General features: G+C 35.2%; 14 protein-coding genes. 5 read left to right on the forward strand and 9 right to left on the reverse strand.

What is annotated here, in order from left to right; translation table 11 throughout:
* Positions 1-79 precede the first annotated feature (79 nt).
* Together bioA and C8C87_RS15655 are read left to right on the forward strand one after the other, a co-directional pair.
* Complete coding sequence (bioA, locus tag C8C87_RS15650) at positions 80-1,351, forward strand: adenosylmethionine--8-amino-7-oxononanoate transaminase (protein ID WP_121343235.1); 1,272 nt, start codon at positions 80-82, stop codon at positions 1,349-1,351.
* 125 nt (positions 1,352-1,476) lie between these two features.
* Complete coding sequence (locus tag C8C87_RS15655; protein ID WP_121343236.1) at positions 1,477-2,634, forward strand: beta-ketoacyl synthase N-terminal-like domain-containing protein; 1,158 nt, start codon at positions 1,477-1,479, stop codon at positions 2,632-2,634.
* Positions 2,635-2,689: 55 nt separating this feature from the next.
* Here the strand turns inward: C8C87_RS15655 and C8C87_RS15660 are convergent, their stop codons facing one another.
* Both C8C87_RS15660 and C8C87_RS15665 read right to left on the reverse strand, forming a co-directional pair.
* Entirely contained in the window at positions 2,690-5,977 is a 3,288-nt protein-coding gene (locus tag C8C87_RS15660; protein ID WP_121343237.1) for a T9SS sorting signal type C domain-containing protein, read from the reverse strand.
* A 211-nt stretch (positions 5,978-6,188) separates the two neighbouring features.
* The gene (locus C8C87_RS15665; RefSeq protein WP_121343238.1) at positions 6,189-6,659 is read right to left on the reverse strand and encodes a regulatory protein RecX; all 471 of its coding nucleotides are present in this window, start codon (positions 6,657-6,659) and stop codon (positions 6,189-6,191) included.
* A gap of 343 nt (positions 6,660-7,002) precedes the next feature.
* Here C8C87_RS15665 and C8C87_RS15670 point away from each other — a divergent pair, with 343 nt between their 5' ends.
* The 3 genes from C8C87_RS15670 to C8C87_RS15680 all read left to right on the forward strand — a co-directional run bounded on the left by C8C87_RS15670 (position 7,003) and on the right by C8C87_RS15680 (position 18,092).
* Positions 7,003-10,917, forward strand: coding sequence for a T9SS sorting signal type C domain-containing protein (locus C8C87_RS15670; protein ID WP_121343239.1), 3,915 nt, complete (start codon positions 7,003-7,005; stop codon positions 10,915-10,917).
* 197 nt (positions 10,918-11,114) lie between these two features.
* Positions 11,115-14,003 (forward strand): T9SS sorting signal type C domain-containing protein, encoded by a 2,889-nt coding sequence (locus tag C8C87_RS15675; RefSeq protein WP_121343240.1) that lies wholly within the window; start codon positions 11,115-11,117, stop codon positions 14,001-14,003.
* A 231-nt stretch (positions 14,004-14,234) separates the two neighbouring features.
* Complete coding sequence (locus C8C87_RS15680) at positions 14,235-18,092, forward strand: T9SS sorting signal type C domain-containing protein (RefSeq protein ID WP_233550053.1); 3,858 nt, start codon at positions 14,235-14,237, stop codon at positions 18,090-18,092.
* Positions 18,093-18,156: 64 nt separating this feature from the next.
* Here C8C87_RS15680 and bioB read toward each other — a convergent pair whose 3' ends face one another.
* The 7 genes from bioB to C8C87_RS15715 form a co-directional block, all read right to left on the reverse strand.
* Entirely contained in the window at positions 18,157-19,242 is a 1,086-nt protein-coding gene (gene bioB / locus C8C87_RS15685) for a biotin synthase BioB (protein ID WP_099713823.1), read from the reverse strand.
* 65 nt (positions 19,243-19,307) lie between these two features.
* The gene (locus C8C87_RS15690; protein WP_099713822.1) at positions 19,308-19,745 is read right to left on the reverse strand and encodes a hypothetical protein; all 438 of its coding nucleotides are present in this window, start codon (positions 19,743-19,745) and stop codon (positions 19,308-19,310) included.
* A gap of 225 nt (positions 19,746-19,970) precedes the next feature.
* The gene (locus C8C87_RS15695) at positions 19,971-20,420 is read right to left on the reverse strand and encodes a hypothetical protein (RefSeq protein WP_121340693.1); all 450 of its coding nucleotides are present in this window, start codon (positions 20,418-20,420) and stop codon (positions 19,971-19,973) included.
* A gap of 114 nt (positions 20,421-20,534) precedes the next feature.
* Complete coding sequence (locus C8C87_RS15700) at positions 20,535-21,464, reverse strand: bifunctional riboflavin kinase/FAD synthetase (protein ID WP_121343242.1); 930 nt, start codon at positions 21,462-21,464, stop codon at positions 20,535-20,537.
* A 98-nt stretch (positions 21,465-21,562) separates the two neighbouring features.
* Positions 21,563-23,605, reverse strand: coding sequence for a T9SS type A sorting domain-containing protein (locus C8C87_RS15705; RefSeq protein ID WP_121340694.1), 2,043 nt, complete (start codon positions 23,603-23,605; stop codon positions 21,563-21,565).
* A gap of 153 nt (positions 23,606-23,758) precedes the next feature.
* On the reverse strand, positions 23,759-24,433 hold the full coding sequence (gene pth, locus C8C87_RS15710; protein WP_121340695.1) for an aminoacyl-tRNA hydrolase: 675 nt from the start codon (positions 24,431-24,433) through the stop codon (positions 23,759-23,761).
* A gap of 271 nt (positions 24,434-24,704) precedes the next feature.
* Positions 24,705-25,316: a 50S ribosomal protein L25/general stress protein Ctc gene (locus C8C87_RS15715; RefSeq protein WP_099713819.1), complete on the reverse strand. Its 612-nt coding sequence runs from the start codon at positions 25,314-25,316 to the stop codon at positions 24,705-24,707.
* Positions 25,317-25,356 lie beyond the last annotated feature (40 nt).

Raw genomic sequence — 25,356 nt, forward strand, 5'->3', positions numbered from 1 at the left:
AGAATCAAGAAGAAAGAATCAAGACTTGTTTTTTAGGTTTTTCTCGCTTCTTGTAGCTTGCTTCTTTTATCTTTGCAAAATGAATTTAACAGAAAGAGACCGCCAATATCTTTGGCATCCGTATACCCAACATAAAACCGCAGCGTTACCAATTGCCATTAAAAAAGGGAAAGGCGCATTGCTTTGGGACGAAAACAACAAAGAATATATTGATGCAATCGCTTCGTGGTGGGTCAATCCTTATGGACATTCGAACACCTTTATTGCCGATGCGATTTACAAACAACTCACTACATTAGAGCATGTCTTGTTTGGTGGATTTACACACGAACCCGCTATTTTGGTAGCCGAGAAGTTGATGGGAATTTTACCAAAGAACCAACAGAAAATATTCTTTTCGGATAATGGGTCTACAGCAGTTGAAGTGGCAATTAAAGTGGCGCTACAGTATTTTTTCAATAAAGGAGAAAAGAGAACTAGGATAATCGCTTTCGAAAATGCTTTTCACGGCGATACTTTTGCAGCCATGGCAGCGAGTGGAATTTCATTTTATACACAAGCTTTTCAAGGAATGTTTATTGATGTGGTTCGGATTCCGGTTCCAGTTAAAGGACAGGAGCAGGAAAGTTACAATGCTTTACAATCCGTTATAAAAAACAACACTTGCGCAGGTTTTATTTTTGAGCCATTGGTTCAAGGAGCTGCAGGAATGGTAATGTACGAACCGGAATCGTTAGATATGTTGATGCGAATTTGTCAGGAGAATAATGTGCTAACCATTGCTGACGAGGTGATGACCGGCTTTGGAAAAACAGGAAAAACTTTTGCAACGGATTATTTGGTTGAGAAACCAGATATGATGTGTCTGTCCAAAGCGTTGACCGGAGGAACTATTCCCATGGCGATTACGACTTTTACTCAGGATTTATTCGATGCTTTTTATGATGACGATATCAATAAAGCGCTGTTTCATGGACACACATTTACAGCAAATCCTACAGGCTGTGCGGCGGCTTTGGCCAGTTTAGACTTGTTACAAACCAATGAAATGCAAGCGAATATAGTTCGTGTCAATCAAAATCATTTGGATTTTCAGGAGCGAATTAAAAATCACCCAAAAGTTGTTACAACACGAGTGCTGGGAGTCATTTTTGCTTTAGAAATAAAAACCGAAAGTTCAGCCAGTTATTATGGAACATTGCGTAATAAACTCTATGATTTTTTTATCGAAAACGGAATAATTCTGCGTCCTGTTGGTAATATTGTGTACATTTTGCCTCCTTACATTATTACCGATGAACAATTAGAAAAAGTATATCAAGTAGTCGAAAATGCTTTAGAAATAGTTTAATTATTAAGCCACAGATTAAAAAAATCAGTTTTTATCTGTGAGAATTCGTGCCATCCGTGTGCTATTTTTTCACTGATAGAATGTAGAATGTAAATAACTTTGCGACCTTTGCCAAAAAAAATATCTTGTCAACAATAATCTCCATAACAGCCATAGCTTCCATTTCGCCTTTAGGGAATACTCCTGAGGCTATTTGGGAAAATTATCTTAATGAAAATCATTGTTTTACGGAACATATTTTAGACCATAAAAAAACCTTTGTAGCGACTTTAAACGCTAATTCAGAGCAAGTTGTTGGCGGTTTGCGAGAATCAGATAACAAATATAAATCCTTAGATAAATCGGTTTTGTATGCCATGGCGGCTTCGCGAAAAGCGATGCAAAATGCGGGTTGGACACAAAAAGATATTTTTGGGATTAATATTGGTTCGTCTCGTGGTGCAACAGATTTATTCGAAAAGCACTATCAAGATTATTTACAAACGGGAAAAGCACAAACTCTAGCTTCTCCAACGACTACTTTGGGAAATATTTCCTCTTGGGTTGCTCATGATTTACAAAGTTCTGGCCCGGAAATATCTCATTCCATTACGTGTTCCACGGCTTTGCACGCAGTATTAAATGGCGTGGCTTGGCTTCGAGCAGGAATGGCTGATAAATTTCTGGTTGGTGGCAGTGAAGCGCCATTGACTGATTTTACGATTGCTCAAATGCGGGCGTTGAAAATTTATTCGAATAGTAGAGAAACATACCCGAATCGTGCACTTGATTTAGAAAAGAAACAAAGCACCATGATTCTTGGCGAAGGTGCCGGCGTGTGTTGTCTCGAAATAGGGAAAAAAGAAAATGCCTTGGCTTATATCGAAGGAATCGGTTATGCTACGGAAATTCTAGAACATAATATTTCTATTTCGGCGGAAGCAACTTGTTTCCAAAAATCAATGAAAATGGCATTGGAAAACACTGATTTATCCGAAGTTGATGTTATTGTGATGCATGCTCCGGGAACTATAAAAGGCGATTTGACGGAATATAAAGCGATAGAAACAGTTTTTGGCGAAAGCCTTCCTTTATTGACTACCAATAAATGGAAAATTGGTCACACTTTTGGTGCATCGGGGATTTTGAGTATGGAACTCGCTATTTTGATGATGCAACACAACAGATTTATCGGAGTTCCTTTTGCGGAAGCACAATTACAAACCAAACCAATTAAAAAAGTACTGATTAATGCCGTTGGTTTTGGTGGAAATGCGGTGAGTGTTTTGATTCAAAAGGCATAAAAAAACCCAGTAGATCATTGATTACCGGGTTTTGTAGTAGTTGAAATTAGTGGTGTTACAGCATCATTTTTTTTGTAATTTCTAAACCGTCTTCTGTTTTTATTTTAACGATAACAAGCTGTTTTTGAGTTTGGATTCCATTAGTTGTATGCTCCAAAGTGTTAATGTTTTTTTTCTGATAAATAGATTTACCCAATAGATTATAAATTGTAATGTCTTGAATGTTTTTGTCTTCTGAAACAAGTTGAATTTGACTTCCATTTTTAAACACAACTATCCCGTTTTGGACTAATTCAGGATTTTCTACTCCTAAGGTTTTGTCTTTAAATTTCAATTCAAAACGGTCGTTAAAAGTTCCTTTTTCGGTTGTAAAAGTATAGCGACCTTGTTTTAAATTGACTGTGGCGTCATTTTTTTTGTCATACAAAAACACTTCCTGATTGGTAAAGAATCCGTCAAAGCTGTCAATCCCTACTGAGAATGTGCCGCCAATAGTGTTTTCAAAACCAAGAGGAATGCTGTCTTCTTCATCAAATGGTAAGCTTCTGCCTTGAATAGACAAATTTTCTTCACCTAAAATGGAATACATTGAAACAAAACTATCCGAAGAAAACGTTTTTCCGTCGTAGCCATTGTCGTAATCATTAGTGGCTCCAGTGATGTAGCCCAAAAGCATTTCGGAGTATGCTCCTTGCTCGTTTGTAATATTGACCCATACTCTGTTTTTTTCAAGAGTAGTGTTAGACGTACTTTTCGCAGCTTTTGTTTTAAAAAATTGCGTGTTGCCATTCTCTCCTTTGACTCTCATACTGTTATTGAAAACAAGTTTTTTTGTAGCTGGAGCAGTTGCTTTAATTTCTGCGAAAAAACCTTGTCCAGAAGCTATATTTCCTTGAGGCCTATTGTTATTGTTATTAGTTTTTCCAGATAGTGCCGGACTTGTTGTTACAGTACTTCCCGTTAAATTGTATGATGCATAATCATCACCAGAATATGCAAAAACACCAGAACCTGGATTGGGAGTGTTTGCTGCTATAGCGGTGTTGTGTGTCCAGAAATACAGCGTCCCTTCCAAAATATCTTTGTTGTTTGCGTTTGTAAGAAATGCATCCGCATTTAAAGCACTAGGGTATGGGTTTCCAATAAGCCCAAGAGAACCTGTTTCTGCTGTAGCAATTGGAAGCTCGATTAGACCTGTGAAAGGAACACCGGTAAAAGTTGTTGATACAATTTGTGTTGCCAAATCGTTTTCAGGCGCACGGGCAATATATCCTTTTCCGGGAGCCATTATGGTATTCTCTGATTCGAACTGCCAGTTGTCAACTGCATCATTAAAAGAATAATATAGATAGGATTCTTTGAAATTAGACAGTTTAATACCGGCAACTGGTGAAGACCAATACGTATAATCGTATTGCTTCATGAATGAGGAATTTCTAATTACATTTATAATTCCGGTACTTTTTGCATCATCATCATTTTGAATTAAACTACCATTGTTCTCAATGATTAAATTTCCTATCACAGTAACATCATTCTGTACTTCTACAAATTTTCCTGATGTAATAGTTAGTGTTTTTTCAGTGTTTATTGTCAGTTCACAAGTAGTAATGTTTCCGTGAATTTGTGTATTGTAGGTTCCGTTTATTATTGCTTTTATCGAAGGTGTTGGTGTTCCGTTTGACCAATTAGTGCCATTCCATGTGGATGAAATTTTACATCTGTTGTATTCATCGGCACCCATATCTGGAGCGACTGTACTTCTGGATTCGTCATCAATATCAGTAGGAATAATAGCTAGCGGAGTTCCTTTGTCATCAAATGCTGTATTGGTTCCGCTTAAATGTAAATCGGCAATCGATACAAACGTTGGAATCACATTAATTGAATTTCGGTCTTTTGTAGTTGCCGTTTGCCAATTTGCTAATGTTGTTCTGTTTCCGCCCAAAAAACCGATATGTCTCGCAGAATAATAATCGTTATAATCGATGTTCAAGAATGATGAAGCAGCAACAGTTGAATAAACAGAATAAGCAGTTCCAGTAGTACTTGTGTTTCCGAAAATGTTATTTATGATGTCTAATTCTGTTCCTGCATTTATATTCAATGCTGCAGAGATATTGTTTTGGTTTCCATTCAAGACAACTGAATTATGGTATAATTTGATATTTCTACCAGATTGTATCTGTATTCCTGAAGCACCATTTGTAGTTGTTCCGGTAGTTGTTATGTCACTAATAAAGTTGTTTGCAACAAGCATGTTTGCAGAAGTAGTGGCATTCATCTGTAAACTTAGCGTTCTAATAATACCATTTCCTGTGTTCTTTATGTTTGTTATTTTATTTTCAGAAATAACTCCATTTGTTTGTGTTCCACTTATGAAGATTGCATATTGAATAATGTGATTTGTGGTCAATATTACATTGGATATTGTATTTCTTTTGATATTATAATTACTCCCGTTTTCAATTGTAATTCCACTTATGGATGGATTTCCTGTGTTGTCATTCAAAACCCCATTGATTACGTTATCTGTTATGCTAAAATCATTAGTATTAATCATGTAAATAGGTAAGGAAGGTTTTTCGGTGTTTATAGTACTTCCAAATATATTTGACTCCAAAGCCGTTTTACTCGTTTTTAAGGTAGGGCTACTGTTGATGTAAACACCCTGTCTGACATTGATGAATTCATTATTTGTGATTTTGGTAGTAGCATTGTTTGCGGTAGCAGCATTGTTTATGTTTATGTTGTTGTTAAGGCCAAGTTCATTGCTACCGGAATAAATTCCTGAAAGTTGCCTTGCTTGCTGATTTCTGATGTTTGATTTTAATATTGTATTTTTTATATCAATATTTGTTGCTCCATTAGCACCATTACTGGCAACCCAAAGTACAGTTCTGTCTATGAAATTAACAGCGTCATTATTGATTAAAGTAAGATTTCTGGTTGTTCCCGTTGCATTGTTCCCGTCAATTATAATATTATCAGCTCCGTTAAACTCAATAACTGCAGGAACACCTGTAAAACCGTTTCTGTTTGTAGCGGTAATTGTTACTGTTTTTCCAATGTTGGGTTTAATGGTCAGCGTGTTTGTTGCGCTAGTACCCGTGAATTGAGTAATGATAATAGGAAACGTTTCCCCGGTTGTATTGCTGTAAGTAGTATCGTCAAGTAAAAAAACAACTGGACCAGCTGCTCCAACACTATTTATTCTGGCAACGGCATTTGTCAATGTGTTAAAAGGTGCAGCATTTGTTGATTTAATGATGTAGTTTCCGGATAAGGCTTGTGAGATTCCAATAAAAGGTAATAGTAAAAATAAAAGTAAAATTTTCTTCATGAACTATTTTTTAAATTAATTCACATGCTTTTCTATTTTGAATAAAATTACAAGTGCAATTAGACTTACGAAAAACAATTGCATTTGGATTTTAAATAATAAATATTTTGTGAAGAAATTTAAAAACGACAAAATTTTGCCTTTTGAGTATTTTGCTTTCTGATAAAAAAAGTTTTAAAGTGAACTTCTAAAACAATCAGTACTATTTGATTTATAGATTTTCTAATTCTTTTGCTTTTTCGAAAATCAAATTGCTTTCGAATCCTCTGCGCAGTAAATAGTCACAGAATTTTTTTCGTTTTTTTAATAGATTCGTTTCTTTTATGGATTCCCAATTTCTGTCGGCAAGAGTATGAAAAGTGGATAAATATTCCTCAGTAGAGATTTCTTTGAGGGCAATATTTATGAGAGTTTGTGTTATTTTTTTTGCTTTTAATTCATTGACAATCCTAATTTTCCCCCAATGTTTGATACGGTGTTTTCCTCTTGCAAAACTCTGTGCAAAACGTTCTTCATTAAGAAAATTATCACTTATAAGATGCACCATAATCGTGTCAATTTCATCAGCGTCCATTTTCATACTTCTCAGTTTTTGTACTACTTCTTCGTGACAGCGTTCTTGATAGGCGCAATAATGCTCTATTTTATGGATGGCTTCTTTTATGGAAAAAACTGGGTTCATTCGTGGTGGTTTCTTGATTTTAGTAATTAAGCGAAATTAATTATAATGGTCGTTAATTGCGCATTAAAAATATAATTTTTAGAGCAAGAGTATTACAATTAAAATGACAAAAGTTTGTCTTTGTGGCTATTGAAAGTGAAAATGCTTCGTTTTTGATATTTTTCTTTCTTTATAAATGTAAACATGTATTACGTCGATTATTTTAACTGATGGTCGGTAAAGTTTCATTTGATTTAAAAAAGTATCTGATATTGTACAAATTGATTTTTTCGATAAACACACACACTGAAATATGGTTCTTTAATGCTGTATTTAAAACAATTGAATTTACAAATAATACCACATGAATAAAGCTCTTTATACTCAAACACCAAAAATAATTGTTACTGTTTTATTTTTTTTAATCACTCAATTTTCCAACTCACAAACGGTGACAGTTACGACTACTGGAGCAGGTACTTTTGTAGTTCCTTGTGGTGTAACTTCTATAACAGTAAGAGCTTGGGGAGCAGGAGCAGGAGGAGGAGGGTCTACTGTAAATAATGATAGTGGTGATGGTGGTGGTAGCGGAGGATATACAAGTGGTGTTTTTACTGTAACTTCGGGACAAACTATAAACTATATTGTTGGTGTCGGCGGTACAGGAAGTATTAATAACGGAGCTAATGGAGGAAATACAACCATTGCGGATTTAGGTATAGCTGCTAATGGAGGTGTTGGAGGAAATCGTAATGGCGGAACCATTTCGGGTCTAGGTGGAACTGCTTCTGGGGGTACAGTAAATACTTCTGGTGTAAATGGAAGTGCTGGAGGAAGTAATACTGGCGGTAATGGTGGTGGTGCGCCTAACGGTGGTGCTGGAGGAGTTGGAAGAAACAACAATAATGGAAGAGATGGCGCTGCACCTGGTGGTGGTGGTGGTGGTGGTGAAAGAAGCAATAATGATGAGTCAGGTGGTAATGGTGGTAATGGTCAAATAGAAATTACTTATGTGTATTATTGTGTCCCAACTTTTAGTACTGTAGTCGAGCCAATTACAAATGTTACGTTTGGTGGAATTAATAAAACTACTTCGAATACATTGAATGGAACTCCAGCTTTAGAAAATTTTTGTGATGTGGCAACAGTTACACAAGGAATCATCTATCCTATTTCATTAAAAGGAAACACTGATGGTAATTTTTCAAATTATTTAACAGTATATATAGATTGGGATCAGAATGGTGTTTTTGGGAATAATGTAAACGAGAGATATGATATCGGGATAATTCAAAATTCTAATGGAAATGGTGCCTCGACTGCATTAGTAGGAAACATAAATGTTCCCGCTAGCGCCTTACCAGGAAATACAAGAATGAGAGTGGTTAAAAATTATAATAGCTATGCTTTGCCTTGTTCTTCAAATAATTGGGGGCAAGCTGAGGATTATGCTGTAACAGTAATTTCTGCGTGTGTACTTCCTGGAAATACAATTACAACAGCAAGTACAGTTTGTGCTAATACACCTTTTACACTGTCTTTACAAAATACTTCAGCAGCAGCAGTAGCATATCAATGGCAGACCTCGCCTGATAATGCAACATGGAGTAATGTTGCTTCTGCTCCTTTTTTTAATACAGATTTCACGACATTACCAGCAAATAGTAATGTCTACGGTACAGCTACTGTAACTGGGAATGAGTTAGTATTGACCAGCGCTGTAAGTTCTCAGTATGGAGGATATGTTATTCAGTCGACTCCAGGTTCTAATATTAATTCGTTTACAACAACTTTTGATTATAGAATGTTTGATGGAATAGGAGCTGATGGTATGAGTTTGAGTTATGGATCTGATATAGGAAATGGTCAAGGAGGAGGAGAGGAAGGAGAAGGAACCGGTTTGATTATAAAATTCGATTCTTATGACAATGTAGGGAATGCAACAGGTAGTCAGATTAGAATTTCTTATGGAGGTGTACAAATTTTTTCCAATGTTTTAAATTCTTTTAATTTAAGAAATACAGCATATAGAAATGTGTTGTTATCTGTAGATGAGAATGGTTTTTTATCGCTTAGAATTGGGACTACAACAATAGTATCAGGGCTAGCATTGCCGGGAGGATATCTTTCGTCTAATAAATCGAACTGGAAATTTAAATTTTCAGCGCGTACGGGTGGTTCAAATGATAAGCACAGTATTGATAATTTAAGAATCACATATCTAAATTCAACATTTACTACTTCGCAAACAGTTTCTACATATTATCGATCTATTGTTACGTGTGATGGTAATACAAATGTTTCAACTCCTGTATTGGTTATTGTCGACCCTGTGAGTCCTAGAATACAAACAATTGTTCCTCCTGATTGTGTTTCCGCTACAGGCAGCGTTACTTTGAATAGTTTGCCGTCAACTGGAACATGGACTTTAACAAGAAGCGGAACATCAACGGCAACAACTACAGGGACAGGGAGTTCAACTACAATTTCAGGATTGGCTCCAGGAACGTATGCTTTTACGGTTTCAAATGGTACTTGTACATCTTTAGCTTCAGATAATGTGGTGATAAACCCTGTCGTTACTAATACATGGAATGGAACGGTTTGGTCTACAGGATTGCTTCCAACAAGCACACAAAAAATTGTTTTTACAGGAAATTTTAATCAAGATGTAGATTTAGTAGGCTGTTCTTGTAAAGTTACCGGAAGCGCAACTGTTACCATCAGATCAAATCGTACACTCGCCATTACAAACGAAGTGGAAGTAGTAGGAGGAGGAACTTTGACTTTTGAGAACAAGGCTAGCTTGGTTCAAATTAATGATGCCGCTGTCAATGCGGGAAATATAATATACAAAAGACTCACAAATACGGGAGTACGCAATACCGATTACACGTATTGGTCTTCACCTGTATCGCCTTTAAATTTAGGAGGTACTGGAGGAATTTCGTATAATCCTTCTAGTCTTGTGGGTAGTATATTTTATTCTTACGAAGTTACTGCGGGCTCTGAAGATTGGAAAAGTGAGTCGGCTACAAGTCCAATGATTGTGGGGAAAGGGTATAGTATTAGAGGTCCTGGGCCAATATCAGTAAGTCCTTTGACTCTGTTGGAAGTGACATTTGCTGGTAAGCCTAATAATGGACGCTATCCTATCACAGGAATATATCCTTTTAAATCATATCTTATCGGAAATCCATATCCCTCGGCATTAGATGCAGATAAATTTTTGACTGATAACGCAGGTGTCATAGATGGAACGCTTTATTTCTGGACGCACAGCACAAAAATTGGAATTGGGGTTGTTAATCCCGGAACTGGTGTTTATGCTTATTCTGGGGATGATTATGCTTCCTATAACTTAACTGGAGGTGTTGGAACAGTTGCTGATAGCGACCCTGATAAGACACTAAGTAATCCTAACAAACCAACTGGTAAGATAGGGGCAGGACAAGGTTTTTTTGCTACAAGTAATACAACGATTTTAGGTACAAATGAAATTGTATTTAATAATAGTATGAGAGTTGGTGTTGGAGGAATTACAGGGAATAACTCTCAGATTTTCAAGACAAATAGCACCAAATCAAAAACGACAAGTGCCATTGAGAAAAACAGAGTATGGCTAAATCTAACTAATACAGAAGGTGCTTTCAAACAATTGTTAGTGGGATATATTACCGGAGCGACAAATGACTACGATAATGGCTACGATGGTGAAACTTTTGATGGAAATGAATTTATGGATTTTTACAGCGTAAATCAAAATAAAAAATTTGTGATTCAAGGCAGGGCTTTACCATTTGATGAAAATGATGAAGTTTCTCTAGGATATAGATCTGTCGCGATAGGGAATTTTAGTATTGGCATTGATGAAGTAGATGGAATGATTCAATCTCAAAAGATCTATATTGAAGATAAGCTGTTGAATGTGGTACATGATTTAAAAGCCTCATCGTATGATTTTACAACACAAGCGGGAACTTTTAACGATCGTTTTGTTTTGCGTTATATAGATAAAACTTTAGGGACAGGAGATTTTGAAGCAGCTGATGATAAAGTTGTAATTTCTGTCAAAAATAAACAGATAAAAATAGACTCTTCAGATGAAATAATTGATGAGGTTTTAATTTTTGACCTAATTGGAAAACAATTATATAAAAAGATAAACGTTGGGAATAATGAACATGTAATACCCAATTTGTCTTCAAGTGAACAAGTTTTAATTGTAAAAATTGTATTGCAAAATGGTCAAACGGTTTCTAAAAAAGTTATATTTTAAAATGTAATTTTAAATAATTTGTTATAGTTGGTGGTTTTTAAGATTTTGTAAAACAGCTTTTTAACGAATATAAATGCTTGTCGACGACTTTATTGTGTGAAGTGGATTTGTTTTTTTTAATTTGAATTTAACGTAGGTTTTTTCTTTTAGAAGACCGCATCTTTAAAATTGAATTTATTAAAAAAACATAAAAAAGCATGATCAAAAAATTACTCTGTACTCTTTTTTTAGTTTTAGTTCAAACTGTTGTTTCGGCACAAACAAATACATATACAGGCACAAATAGCAGCTGGAGTACAGCTTCAAATTGGTCTTTAGGAGTAGTGCCAACTGCATCACACGATGTCATAATTCCGTCTGGGAAAACTGTGACTATTGATATAAATGCAGAAGCAAAAAGCATAAGCATTAAGGGTAGGCTGACACTTAATACTACTTTAAGGTTTGTTGTCCATGGTAACTTTGATGTTGCTGCAGGGACAACAGTACCAGTTGTACCTGAAGGAAATTTTAAAATTGTAGAGAATGGTAACTCTTCTACGACTCTTATCGTTTTAGGAAATTACACAAATAACGGAACCACTGATTTTGATAAAGGAGATGTTATAATAGTTGGGGATTTGACAACTCCATCTACATCTACACTGCAAAATTTAGGTAATGTTATTGTAGGAGGAAATATTATAGGAGATTTTAATCTTCAAGGTTCTGTTCAAGCGAATCAACAAATTTATGCTGTAAATCCTAATGCAACGGTTATAATAACACCAACTAGTATCGATACTGATGTTGTTCCGGGGACTCAAGTTACAACAATTACTGAAACTGCGTCTTTAGTAACTCTAGTTAATCAATACGTATACGGTGGAAGCTGTCCATTTACAATAACTGATATAGCTAATATTTCTACTTGTTCAGGTTCTAATGCTGTTTTTACTGTTACAACCAATGCAAGCTCCCCTTCATATTTATGGCAGGTTAATACTAATGGCTCGGGATGGGTTGACCTTACAAATGGCGCTTCTTATTCTGGAGTAACTTCATCAACCCTTACTATTACTGGTGTTGTTATTGGAATGAATAATTATAAATATAGAGCCAAAATTGCAGGAGGGTCTCCTTCTTGCACAAAGAATGGGAATTATGGGGTATTGACGGTTAATACATTACTGTCTCAACCTATTCTAAGCAGTACTGCAATACCGCTAGATTGTACAAGTATAACTGGAACTTTTACAATAACTAATTACAATGCATCTTATACTTATGCTGTAAGTCCGTCGACTGGAGTTACAATTTCAGGAAGCACAGTAACTGCGCCAGCGGGAAGTTATACACTAACGGCTGCATTGGGAACTTGTATCTCTGCATCATCATCTAGTGTGACCATTAGCAATCCGATTACAACAACTTGGAATGGGACTTCGTGGTCTAACGGTATTCCTCTTGGAAACTCAAATATTGTTTTTACCGGATCATATCCTCCAGCTATAGATCCAGCTATAGATTTGTCAGGCTGTTCTTGTCAAATTACCGGGAGTCCTACTGTAACTATAAAATCTGGTCGTACTTTAACAGTAGTTAATGGAATAAATGTTCCTGGAGGTGCATCGTTAATATTTGAAAATAAAGCCAGTTTAGTACAGACTAATAATGATGGATTAAATACAGGAAATATAATTTATAAACGTCTGACTACGCCTATTAAAAAATTTGATTATACCTATTGGTCATCACCAGTTTCACCACAAACATTGTATAATGTGTCTCCTAGTACACTCTCAGACAAGTTTTTTTCTTTTGATTCTGCAGTAGAAGATTGGAAGCAAGAAAATTCATCAACTATAATGTCAAAAGGGAAAGGTTATATTATACGAGCTCCAGAAAATAATGACCCTACACCACCACCGCCAGGTTTGCATGAAGCAACTTTTATAGGTACTCCAAATAATGGAACGGTTTCTATTTCCAGTGTAATTAATGACAAGTCATATTTAATAGGAAATCCATATCCTTCAGCTCTGGATGCGAATAAATTTTTAACAGATAACAGCTCGGTTTTAGACGGAACCCTTTATTTCTGGACACATAATACAAGTATTCAATTAGCATCCGGTATAACTAATGGGTCTGCAGGATCTGGTGTTTATGCTTATACTTCGGATGATTATGCTACTTATAATCTTACTGGAGGAGCTGCTACATCGGCTACTATTTTAGGGCTTGATCCTGTTGTGCCAACTGGTAAAATTGCTGCTGGACAAGCGTTTTTTGCCACTACTAAACCTACTATTCCAGCAAATAGTTCAATAATATTTAATAATACCATGCGTGTTTCTGGGGGTGTTTTAGGAATAAATAACGCCCAATTTTTCAGGACTGCCAAAAGCTCAAAAACGAAGGATGCAATTGAGAAACACCGTGTTTGGCTTAATTTAACTAATTCAGAAGGTGCTTTCAAACAAATGTTAGTTGGGTATGTTACTGATGCTACTAACGATTATGATGATGCTTTTGATGGAGAAAGTTTTGATGGAAATCAGTTTGTTGATTTTTATAGTATCAATGATGATAAAAACTTAACCATACAGGGTAGAGCTTTGCCATTTGATAAAAATGATGAGGTAGTATTAGGGTATAGTTCTACAATTGCAGGGACTTTCTCAATAAGTATTGATCAAGTGGATGGAATACTAACCTCTGAAGATGTTTTTATCGAAGATAAAATGACTAATAGTGTTAAAAATCTAAAAGAAGGAGCTTATAGTTTTTCAACTGGAGCAGGAGCTTTTAATGATCGTTTTGTATTACTTTTTACACAAAAAACGTTAGGAACAGACAATGTTGGTGAATTTGATAATTCGGTTTTAATTTCTAAAGATAAAAATGAATTAAAAATAAAATCTGAACTTGAAAGTATAAAACGAATCACAGTTTTTGATTTACTTGGAAGAAAAATATTTGATAAAGAAGCTGTAAATAGTAATGAATTCCGCACGTCAAATATTACTTTGAATAAACAATTAGTAGTAGTCAAAGTGATATTAGCCAATGGAAAAAAAATCTCTAAAAAAGTTATTTATTAGAACAATAGAATAATTTCATAGCCGTATATAAAAATCCCATTCTATTTGTTCAGGATGGGATTTTTTTTGCAGCAATAAAAGCAAAAATATTTCTTGATTTAGGCTAAATATCACTAAATGTGGGTATTGTGTAAGGGAGTCATTGTGTTTACATTTATAGATGTTATTAACCAAAGTTGAAATTATGAGTCGTATCAAGATTCATAATAGCGGCCTAAATCCAATCTAAATTTGAAAACAATATTAGTTTACTTTGCTATAGTATTTGGTCTTTTGTTTCAAAATAAGGCATATTCTCAACAAGGAAAATCAGATGCAACATTTAATGTTTATGATGATGGTTTGCAAGGGGACGGTTTTGATAATACTGTTAGAACAGTCTCTTTGCAACCAGATAGTAAACTGATTGTAGGAGGTGATTATTTGAATTTTAACGGTGCAATAACTCCGTATTTATGTAGGTTATTTCAAGATGGGTCTAAGGATACTTCCTTTAATTTAGGTTCAAGTTTTAATGGTAAAGTGTATTGTTCTTTAATACAGCCTGATGGCAAGATAATTTTAGGAGGTTCCTTTACAACCTTTAATGGAATAAGTGCAAACCGATTAATTAGATTGAATAGTGATGGCTCCATTGATGCTACATTCAATACTCTGGTAGCTGCAAGTAGTGGAATAGTGTATGGACTAGCTTTGCAAACTAATGGTAGCGTGGTTATTGTAGGTAGTTTTACTAAATACAATGGAATCACAGCTAATCGAGTAGCCAAAATTTTACCTAACGGGAATTTAGACGCTGGCTTTATCACTGGATCCGCGGCTAATGGAGTAGTGGAAGAAGTTCAAATTCAGCCTGATGGAAAGATAGTTTTAGCAGGTTCATTTGATTCTTTCAACGGAATTAGTAAAAATAAAATAATCAGATTAAATACGGATGGTAGTGCTGATACTTCTTTTGTGATAGGTTCGGGTTTTAATGCTGGCGTGTCAGCTCTTGTCTTACAACCTGATGGGAAAATTATTGCTGGCGGGGATTTTGTAACCTATAACGGAATTATAGCAAATAAAATAGTTCGCCTGAATATAGATGGTTCTATTGATGTCAGTTTTGTTTCAGGCTTAGGATTTAATGGTGGTGTTGTTGAGGTTATTAAACTAAATTCGGCTGGAGCCGTTATGGTTGGAGGTTCTTTCACGGGTAATTATAACGGAATAGATGTAAATCGATTGACGTTTTTAAGTTCTAATGGAATTTTAGATCCAATATTTGATATTGGAGCAGGTCCATTCTCGGCATCAGTTCTGGATGTCGCTAATGCTTCTGACGGTTCTTGGTATGTAGCAGGTTCTTTCTCCATTTTTGATTCACAAAATCAAGGGCGATTGGCTAAAGTTGATCCTGTTGGAGCTTTAGACATTGGGTATCTTACCGCTGGTGTAGGTTTTGATAATTCAGTTTTGAAAGTGCTTTCCTTGTCAGATAACAAAACAATGGCATTTGGTAGTTTTACGAAATTCAACGGAACTATTTGTAACAGAGTTTCACGTTTGTCTGAAGACGGTGCAGTTGATTCTTCATTTAATACATCTGGTGCTGGTGCAAATAATACTATTAGAAGTGCAATCATACAAACGGATAATAAAATTGTTTTAGCAGGAGTTTTTACAACTTACAATGGTGTACTTGCAAATAGAATAACCAGAATTCTTCCTGACGGACTTTTAGATCCCACTTTTATCACGGGATTAGGCTCAAATAATCAAATCTATGCGCTCGCATTGCAGCCAGATGGAAAAATAATTATTGCTGGAAATTTCACAAGTTATAATGGGATTTTGGTGAATAGAATTGCCCGGTTATTGCCTAATGGAATTCTTGATTTCACTTTCAATACAGGTTTAGGTGCAGATGCTATAGTAGAAGCGGTCTTGTTGCAACCGGATGGAAAAATAGTTTTAGGGGGACGTTTTGCTACTTTTAATGGAGTTTCTTATAATCGAATGATTCGTTTGAATACTGACGGAAGTATTGATTCCGGTTTTTCTGTTGGCATTGGCTTTGATAAAAATGTATATGCAATTGCCTTACAGTCTGATAATAAATTGATTGTTGGTGGAACATTTTTAAGTTATGGAGGTGCTTCCGCAAAAAGAATTCTGAGGCTGAATAGCAACGGGAGTCTGGATGCCACTTTTGCATCAGGAGCAGGTTTTAGTAATGGAGAGATTAGAACTATTTTGGTCCAGCCGGATGACCGGGTTTTACTTGGCGGAACTTTCTCGGGCACTTATAATGGAATTGCTGTAAAACGAATGCTGAGATTGCTTTCTTCGGGAGTTTATGACACTGCTTTTTCCGTAAACTTAAACGGTACGCTGTTTAGCACTTGTTTTACGCCAAATAATAAAGTAATTATTGGAGGAAGTTTCAATTCTGTTTCTGGAATAACAAAGCATCGTGTAGCCCGAATTAAACTGTGTACAAATAGTTCTGTATGGAACGGGATTGCATGGAGTAATGGGCTGCCATCAGTTGAAAGAACATTAATTTTCAATGGTAATTACAGCTCACTTGCTTCCGTAAATTCCTGTTCTTGTTCAATTAGTTTGGGAAATACGGTTACTGTTCCAGACGGAAATACTCTGGGATTAGTTTTTGATTATTCGGGTTTAGGCACGTTGATTTTAGAAAACAATGCGGCACTTTATCAATCCGAGGATCAGGTCAGCAATACAGGAATTATTCAGTTAAAAAGAAAAACGACACCAATCCTGAAAACAGATTATACGTATTGGTCTTCTCCGGTTTTAAATCAAAAATTGATTGATGTGTCTCCAAATACACCTTTGGACAAGTTTTATTCTTTTGATGCTTCATCAGATTCATGGTTCAATGAGCTTTCAACAACTGCAATGACGGTTGGTAAAGGATATATTATCCGTGGTCCAGAATCTTTTTCGGGTGCAGTTAAAGGGTATCATGAAGCAGTGTTTGTTGGTGTTCCTAACAATGGATTGGTATCAATTCCAGTTGGTGCTACAGATACGTCGAATCTTATTGGGAATCCATATCCTTCAGCGATTGATGCCAATTTATTTATCAATGCAAATAATGGAATTTTAGAGGGAACCATTTACTTCTGGACGCATAATACTGCGATTAATAATAATGTATATACTTCGGATGATTATGCGGTTTATAATTCATTAGGAGGTGTTGGTACGAGTGCGTCTTTGAGTTCAGGCGTTAATAATACAAAGCCAGATGGCAAAATTGCTTCTGCTCAAGCTTTTTTTGTCACTGCTATCAATGGTGGCGGAATTGTAAAATTCAATAATAGTATGCGAATAATTGGGCAGAATTCAAGTTTTTTTAAATTAAATACGACCAAAAAAGCAAAAACAAATGAGATAGAGAGACATCGCATTTGGTTGGATTTATATAATAGTGAAGGCGCTTTCAAACAAATATTACTGGGTTATGCAACTGGGGCGACTGATGATTTTGATAATTCTTTTGATGGTGAAAGTTTTAATGGCAATGAATATTTAGACTTTTACAGTATTATTCAAGATAAGAATTTGGCAATTCAAGGCAGGGCTTTGCCATTTGAAGAAACTGACGAAGTTAAATTAGGGTTTACGACTACGATAGCGGGTGCTTTTACGATTAAAATCGATCAAGTGGATGAATTATTAGCGCGCCAAAATGTTTTTGTTGAGGATAAATTCAACAACAATATTGTTAATTTAAAGAATGAAAATCTAACTTTTAATACTGCTGTGGGAATTTTTAATGATCGTTTTGTATTGCGTTTTACCGATAAAACTTTGGCTTTGAATGAACTTGAAAAAGATAAAGAATCAGTTTTAGTGTTCAATGAAAACAAACAATTACAAGTGAATTCTACTAAAGAGTTCATCGATGAAATTTCAATATATGATTTGGCTGGAAGAAAAATATATCAAAGGAATAATATAAATGATATTGATTTCTCGTTACTTAATTTGGCGTCGAATCATCAGGCATTAGTGATAAATATAGTTTTACAAAATGGTCATTCAGTTGTAAGAAAGGTAGTTTATTAAAATATTGGGATAAAAAAAACCATCTGTTCAAAACAGATGGTTTTTGTGTTATTTGAATCGATATTTATTTTTCTTTACCGGATGCTTCAAGATTTCTTTCAATAGTATGCCCTGGTCTTGACCATTTTGGTTTTTCTCCCAATGGTGCAAATTGAGAATCTTCAGCTTCAACGGTTTGTGGCTGAGAAACTTTTGTAAATGGTTTTTGTGGATTTAAACCTAACATTTCAAACATTTTCATGTCTTCGTTTACATCAGGATTTGGAGTAGTTAATAATTTATCTCCTGCAAAAATAGAATTGGCACCAGCAAAGAAACACATGGCTTGACCTTCGCGGCTCATATTCATTCTTCCGGCTGATAAACGTACTTGAGTTTCAGGCATGATAATTCTCGTGGTGGCTACCATTCGAATCATTTCCCAGATTTCTACCGGTTTTTCTTCTTCCATCGGAGTTCCTTCAACAGCTACCAATGCATTGATTGGCACAGATTCAGGTTGTGGGTTTAATGTAGAAAGTGCTACAAGCATTCCTGCTCTGTCTTCGATGCTTTCCCCCATACCAATTATTCCCCCGCTACAAACAGTAACATTCGTTTTACGAACATTCTCTATGGTTTGCAAACGGTCTTCAAATCCGCGTGTTGAAATTACTTCTTTATAATATTCTTCTGAAGTGTCTAAATTGTGGTTGTAGGCATATAAACCTGCTTCCGCCAGTCGGTGCGCTTGGTTTTCGGTAATCATTCCAAGGGTACAGCACACTTCCATATCCAGTTTGTTTATGGTACGGACCATTTCAAGCACTTGGTCAAATTCAGGGCCGTCTTTTACGTTTCTCCAAGCTGCTCCCATGCATACACGTGAAGATCCGCTTGATTTTGCGCGTAAAGCTTGCGCTTTCACTTGGCTAACTGACATTAAATCATTGCCTTCAATTTCAGTGTGGTATCTTGCTGCTTGTGGGCAATAGCCACAATCCTCAGGACATCCACCAGTTTTTATGGATAATAATGTCGAAACCTGAACCACATTAGGGTCATGGTGTTCTCTATGTATAGAAGCTGCTTCAAAAAGCAAATCCATCATAGGTTTATTATATATTGCGATAATTTCGTCTTTCGTCCAATTGTGTTTTGTAATACTCATCGATGCGATTTTTTGATGGACCAAAAGTAGTTAAATTGTTCTAAAGAAGCAATGCAATAGCTAAGTTAATCAGTTATATGACGGTTGTTCCAATATAACATTAGCAACATAGTAACAATTACTGAAGAGGCTATTCCTTCAAAAAGTAAGCAAATCGAATAAGTATTTACCGAAGGGTTTCCGCCAAATAAAAAAGTCATTGGTAAGGATTTTACATAGGCGTCGCCTCCATTCATGTAGCTGTAAGTCACTAATCCTATGATGCTTAAAAAGACACCTATTAGTGAAGTTATCATTGCCGAAACTGCATTGTCAACAAAGTTTTTTTTACCTTCATTGATGTTCATTTCAATTGTTCTGTTGACACCGTAAAACACAAAAAACACATTCAAAAGACGCAAATAAAACAAATCAGCATAGCCGAGTGCATTCATGAGTAAAAAATATGCTCCAATTCCAATGAAAATAATTCCTCCGTTTAATAACTCTTTTGGTAGTTTCATACGATTCGTTTTTAAAAATTAAAAAACAAACTTCATTATGCAATAGAATAGAGATGTGAAGTGAAAAGAGTGTTCTTTTTTGAAATCTATTGCTATATAATGGTGTTATTTATCGTTTTTCGATAAATACTTTTGGTGTTTTTTCAGTGAAATATTTGTTCTATATTCTTTTATTACAGCTATGAATTATTTCTTCTTTAAGGTCTAAAAGTAAAATAGATTCAATCAATTTTGGTGTTTGTCTGAAGCGTAACGGGTGTCCCAATACAGCATTAGCATGAATGTAACAATTACGGCCGATACTATTCCTTCAAATAACAAGGAAATAGAATATGTCATTACGGATGGATTTCCTCCAAATAAAAAGGTTTTTGACAATGAGCTTACATAGGCATCGCCTCCCTTTGAAAAGCTGTAAATTATCAGTCCAATGATGCTTAAAAATATTCCTGTAAGTGAAGTGATTAATGCTGAAACTGCATTGGAAACCAATATAGTTTTACCTTCAGCAAAATTTGATTTTAAGGTTCTTTGGGTTCCGTAAAATACAAACAGCACATTAATCAGACGTAAATAATATAAATCAGCAAGACCTAAAGCCTCCATTAATAAGAAATAAAGTCCAATTCCAATGAAAATAATAAATCCGTTCAATAATTCTTTCGGTAGTTTCATATGGCCAGTTTTAAAATTTAAAAATTACACCTTTATGATAAACAGTATATTACAATCAAATTTACAGAAAAAATAGCAATGTTTTATGAAAATATAAAAGATTTTTATTCAGAATTAAAATTTATTTAAGAACTCGAGTGCCATTTTTTTGTCTTTCTCAAGTTGTTCTTTTAGGAGGTCAACAGATTCAAATTTTTGTTCTGAACGAATCCTTTGCAGTATTGAAACGCTGATTTTTTGATTGTATAAATCAGCATTAAAGTCAAAATAATGAATTTCAATAGATTGTTTTTGTCCATTAACAGTAGGATTGAATCCAATGTTCATCATTCCAAAAACACTTTGTCCATCAATTATGCTTTTTACAATATAAACTCCGTTTTGCGGAATCAGTTTGTAGTTTTCTTCGATTTTTAAGTTGGCAGTAGGAAAACCGATTGTTCTTCCTAATTGTTTTCCTTGGATAATACTTCCGGTTAGAAAGTAATTGTATCCTAAATAATCATTGGCCAAAGCCATATCACCTTCTAATAGCGCATTTCTGATTTTTGTAGAGCTTACCGAAATGTCATTGATTTCCTGAACTGATATTTGTTCTACTTCAAAACCATATTCTTTTCCATAAGCGATAAGATCATCGATGTTAGCTGTTCGATTTCTTCCAAATCGATGGTCGTGACCAATAACTATTTTTTGGATATGAAATCGATCAACAAGAATGTTACTCACAAACTCTTCGGCGGTTAGTCTCGAAAAAGCTTCGTCAAAAGGATGGATAACAAGGTTTTCAATACCAATCTTTTCTAGCAAATCTATTTTTTCGTCTATGGTATTGAGTAGTTTTATGTCAGAATGCTCTTGTAAGACCATTCTGGGATGAGGAAAAAAAGTAAGAACTAAGCTTTCGTATTTTTGATTTTCAGTGTTTTGGGTTAATTTTTTTAGGATTTTTTTATGCCCAATGTGTACTCCGTCAAAAGTGCCTAAGGTTAGAATCGTTTTTTTTGTGGAGCTGAAATCGTTTATAGAATGGAAAATCTTCAAAGCAAGTGTTTTATAATAGTGCAAATTTAAGGTATCCAATCGATATAACTAAAAAAGGATTGAAAACTTCAATCCTTTTTTAGCTCATTTTATGTTTTTTATTTTTTAATAAACCGAATTGTATTGGTTTCGGATTGATTTTTCGATAATTTTAAAAAATAAATGCCTTGCGATAAGTTAGAAATATTTACACTAAGGTCTTCTGCTGATTCGATTTTTTTCGATTTTATTATTTGACCTAAGCTGTTAATAATAGTGTAAGCTTCGGGAGTGTCTAATTTATTTTCAACAACGATGTTCAATAGGTTAGAGGTTGGATTTGGATAGAGATAAACTGAATTTAAGTTTTTAACGTCATTAGTTGATAGTGAATTGATGCTGAACTTAGTTGTTTCGCCTCCTCCAAAAGCATCTCCTGATGCAATAACCTCGCCTGTAGGAGTATTTAAAACATAAGATCCCGCTCCGTATTCACAACAAATACCATCGTCTTGACTGTCAAAAATTGAAAAAGTATAACAGTCATTACTAGCAAGGTTAAAACTGGTGGTTATTAGTGCTGGCAATGGTCCAGTTTCATTATCGGTATCCGTATACGGTCCGCCTTCATACAATATGACTCCTGCGGTGTTTGTTAGTTTCCATGTAGTTTCTGAGCCGTAATGGTCAAGTTGCAGGGAAAAATTTATGGTATTAGACGAGTAGTTTACATTGTCTGCAATCTCAAAATTAATTGTACTACTGTTATTAGAAGCGTTTTGATCAGTCGTTCCATTTACACTAGTTATGGTGGAACTAAAATTATGGCTCCCTACCGTTGTAGTTAAGCTGCTTAAAGTAATGTCTTGTGATTGATTATTGGTAAGATTACCAGTCCAGTTATAAGTTTGTAAGTTTTGATTATCAATGCCATATTGTATGGACGCTTGGGTTAAAGGAGAGGTTCCTTTATTTGTGATTTTTACGACTGGCGAGAAATTTTTACTGCAGTTAATATTTAGAGTTACAATCATAGTTGAGGCATCATTGCTAAAAGTGACTCCTGGAACAAGCGCATCAGAAGTTTTTAACGAAACTCTTCTTGTGGAATTGTTCATAACGGTTATCATACGAGTTTTTTGGTCTGCTGTGAATATGTTCATGCAGGCATCATTCGTATAGTCCATATAATTTTCAATCATGTCAAACCCTGGCGATGTTGGGCAGGAATCAACTCCTACCGGACACCCTTGATTTTCTTGACCTGCATTTGGAGTGTCCGCGCAAAAATCATCTACCGTACAATCTCCATCTCCCCAAATATGTCTTAGTCCAAGCCAATGTCCTACTTCATGTGAGGTTGTTCTGCCTTTGTCATAATCAGTTACGTATGTTCCTCCTGGAAAGTAGCTTGATGAACCAAAAAAGGCATAACCTATTACAACTCCATCAGTGTTAGCTGGACCTTCATTGGCATTTATTCCCGGTAAGCCGGATGCGTTTGGAAATTGTGCATATCCTAAAAGATTGTTTCCCGTGAATTTAACGACCCAAATGTTAAGATATTTTTCAGGATTCCATTGTGTCTGAGGTTTTACAATAGCATCAATCTCATCAGTTGACCAGCTTTCTTTTCCTAAGTCTACACGGTTTATTCCATTTGATAAAATTCCCGAAGGATCCCGTTTTGCAAGCGCGAATTCAATTTCAACATCGGCTCCAACAGGATTGGTGTTAAAACCTGGAGTTCCTGATTTTTTTCTAAAATCTTCGTTCAGTACTTGAATTTGCGAGATTACTTGTTGGTCAAATATGTTTTCCTCGGAACCTATCAGGTTTCCATTATGAATAACGTGAACTACAACCGGAATTGTTATGACAGCGTTTTGTCTTAATCCTTTAGAGGTGTTTTTTATTTTTTCTTTTTCAATTGTAATTTTTGGAGCAATCCATTGTTCAAATTCAGAAGTAGATAATCTATTCGGATTTTTGGACTTTAAATACTCTTCGTATTCTGTAGTTGCGCAACGAATGAAAGAACCTTGTTTGATGATTTTCTTTTTACCAAAAAGGATGACTTCAGTTGAATTATTTACTTGAGCAAACGAATAATTGGCTGAAAAAAAAAGGGAAAGTAGGAGTATAAAAGTAATTTTTTTCATGTTATAAGCTCGTTGGTTTTATCTAAAAAAATTTTGATATAAGAGGTCAATTTTTCTGATAATTAATAAAGATGCATTAAAATTAATTATTATTATCGTGTAATACAAATTAATTCAAAATCCATTTGATTAATGGTCAGGAGTGTACCGATTTTATTTCCCGTTAAATGTGGTCATCGTATTTTCCAGCCCTGCGGCTCCAAATGATTTTATAATCTCCGAGGCCAGTTCTAATCGTTCAGGAAGTGCCAGTTTTTCTGTGTCATCCCATTCGCCAAGAACATAGTCAACTTGTTTTCCTTTTTTGAATTCGTCGCTGATTCCAAAACGGAATCTAGTGTAGTTTTGCGTATTCAGGACCAGATTGATGTTCTTTAACCCGTTGTGTCCGCCATCACTTCCTTTCGGTTTAATGCGGATGGTTCCAAAGGAAAGATTCAAATCATCGGTAATCACAAAAATATTTTCCAAAGGGATATTTTCTTTATCCATCCAATATTTCACTGCTTTTCCGCTCAAATTCATGTACGTGTTTGGTTTTAAAATAAAAAAAGTTTTTCCTTTAAATTTGTATTGAGCAAGGGAACCCAGTTTTACAGTTTCGAAAGAAATTCCTTCTTTACGAGCCAAAAAATCGACTACTTTAAATCCTATGTTGTGACGTGTGTTTACATATTCGGCACCAATGTTACCGAGTCCAACTATTAAAAATTTATTACTCACGCTTTCTATATTGTTTTTTTGGTGTTTGTGAACCTCTGGTTTTATATAATCCGTATTGTCATCTGTGTTTGTTGATGAGAATAAATTTGAAATCCATTTTATCATGTTGCAAAAATAAACTTAATTAGAGTATTGGACTATTAGATTTTCGAAAATCGTTATTGCCAAGAAAATATTTCTGGATAGCCCTGATGGGAGTGGAAATCCTTTTTATCCTGAACTTGTTTCTGGATAAAAAGATTGTAACATACAGCAGGAGATGAGTTGTTGTGAAAATGGATAGCTGTGCTCCTGAATAGAATCTGAAACGAGTTCAGATTAAATAAAAAAAGCACCAGTTTTACAACTGATGCTTTCTTGAATGATTGAAAAAATATTATTTTTTCTTTCCTTTTGCAGGAGCTTTTGCTGCTTTTGCTGCTTCTTGAGCTGCTTTCATAGCCGCACGAGAAATCTTCACTTGACAAATAACTGTATTGTCTGGGTGCATGATTTTGAAGTTTGGAGTAGGTACTTTAGTAACGTATAATTTGTTACCCATGTCAAGTGGTGTAATGTCAGCTTCAACGAAATCTGGAAGATTTTTCGGTAATGCTTTTACTCTTAATTTACGGTTGTTCAAACGTAAATCTCCACCTGCCATAACTCCTTTAGAGTTACCAACGATTTTTACTGGAACTTCCATAGTGATTTCTTTGTCATCAAAAATTTGAAAGAAGTCAATATGTAAAATCTTGTCAGACACCGGGTGAACCTGAATGTCTTGTAAAATAGCGTTAAATGATTTTCCTTTTCCAAGATCGATCTCAACTGTGTGAGCGTTTGGAGTGTAAACCAAGTTTTTGAAAGCCATAACTTCTGCTGAGAAATGAACTGCCTGATTTCCTCCGTATAATACGCAAGGAACCAATCCAGCATTACGTAGGGCTTTAGTTGCTACTTTACCCACGCTTTCTCTTTCTGATCCTTTAATTGTAATCGATTTCATTGTAAAAAAAATATAGTTATTAAATAATATTACTTGTTTG

It is taken from the genome of Flavobacterium sp. 120 (assembly GCF_003633605.1).
Taxonomy (GTDB): domain Bacteria; phylum Bacteroidota; class Bacteroidia; order Flavobacteriales; family Flavobacteriaceae; genus Flavobacterium; species Flavobacterium algoritolerans.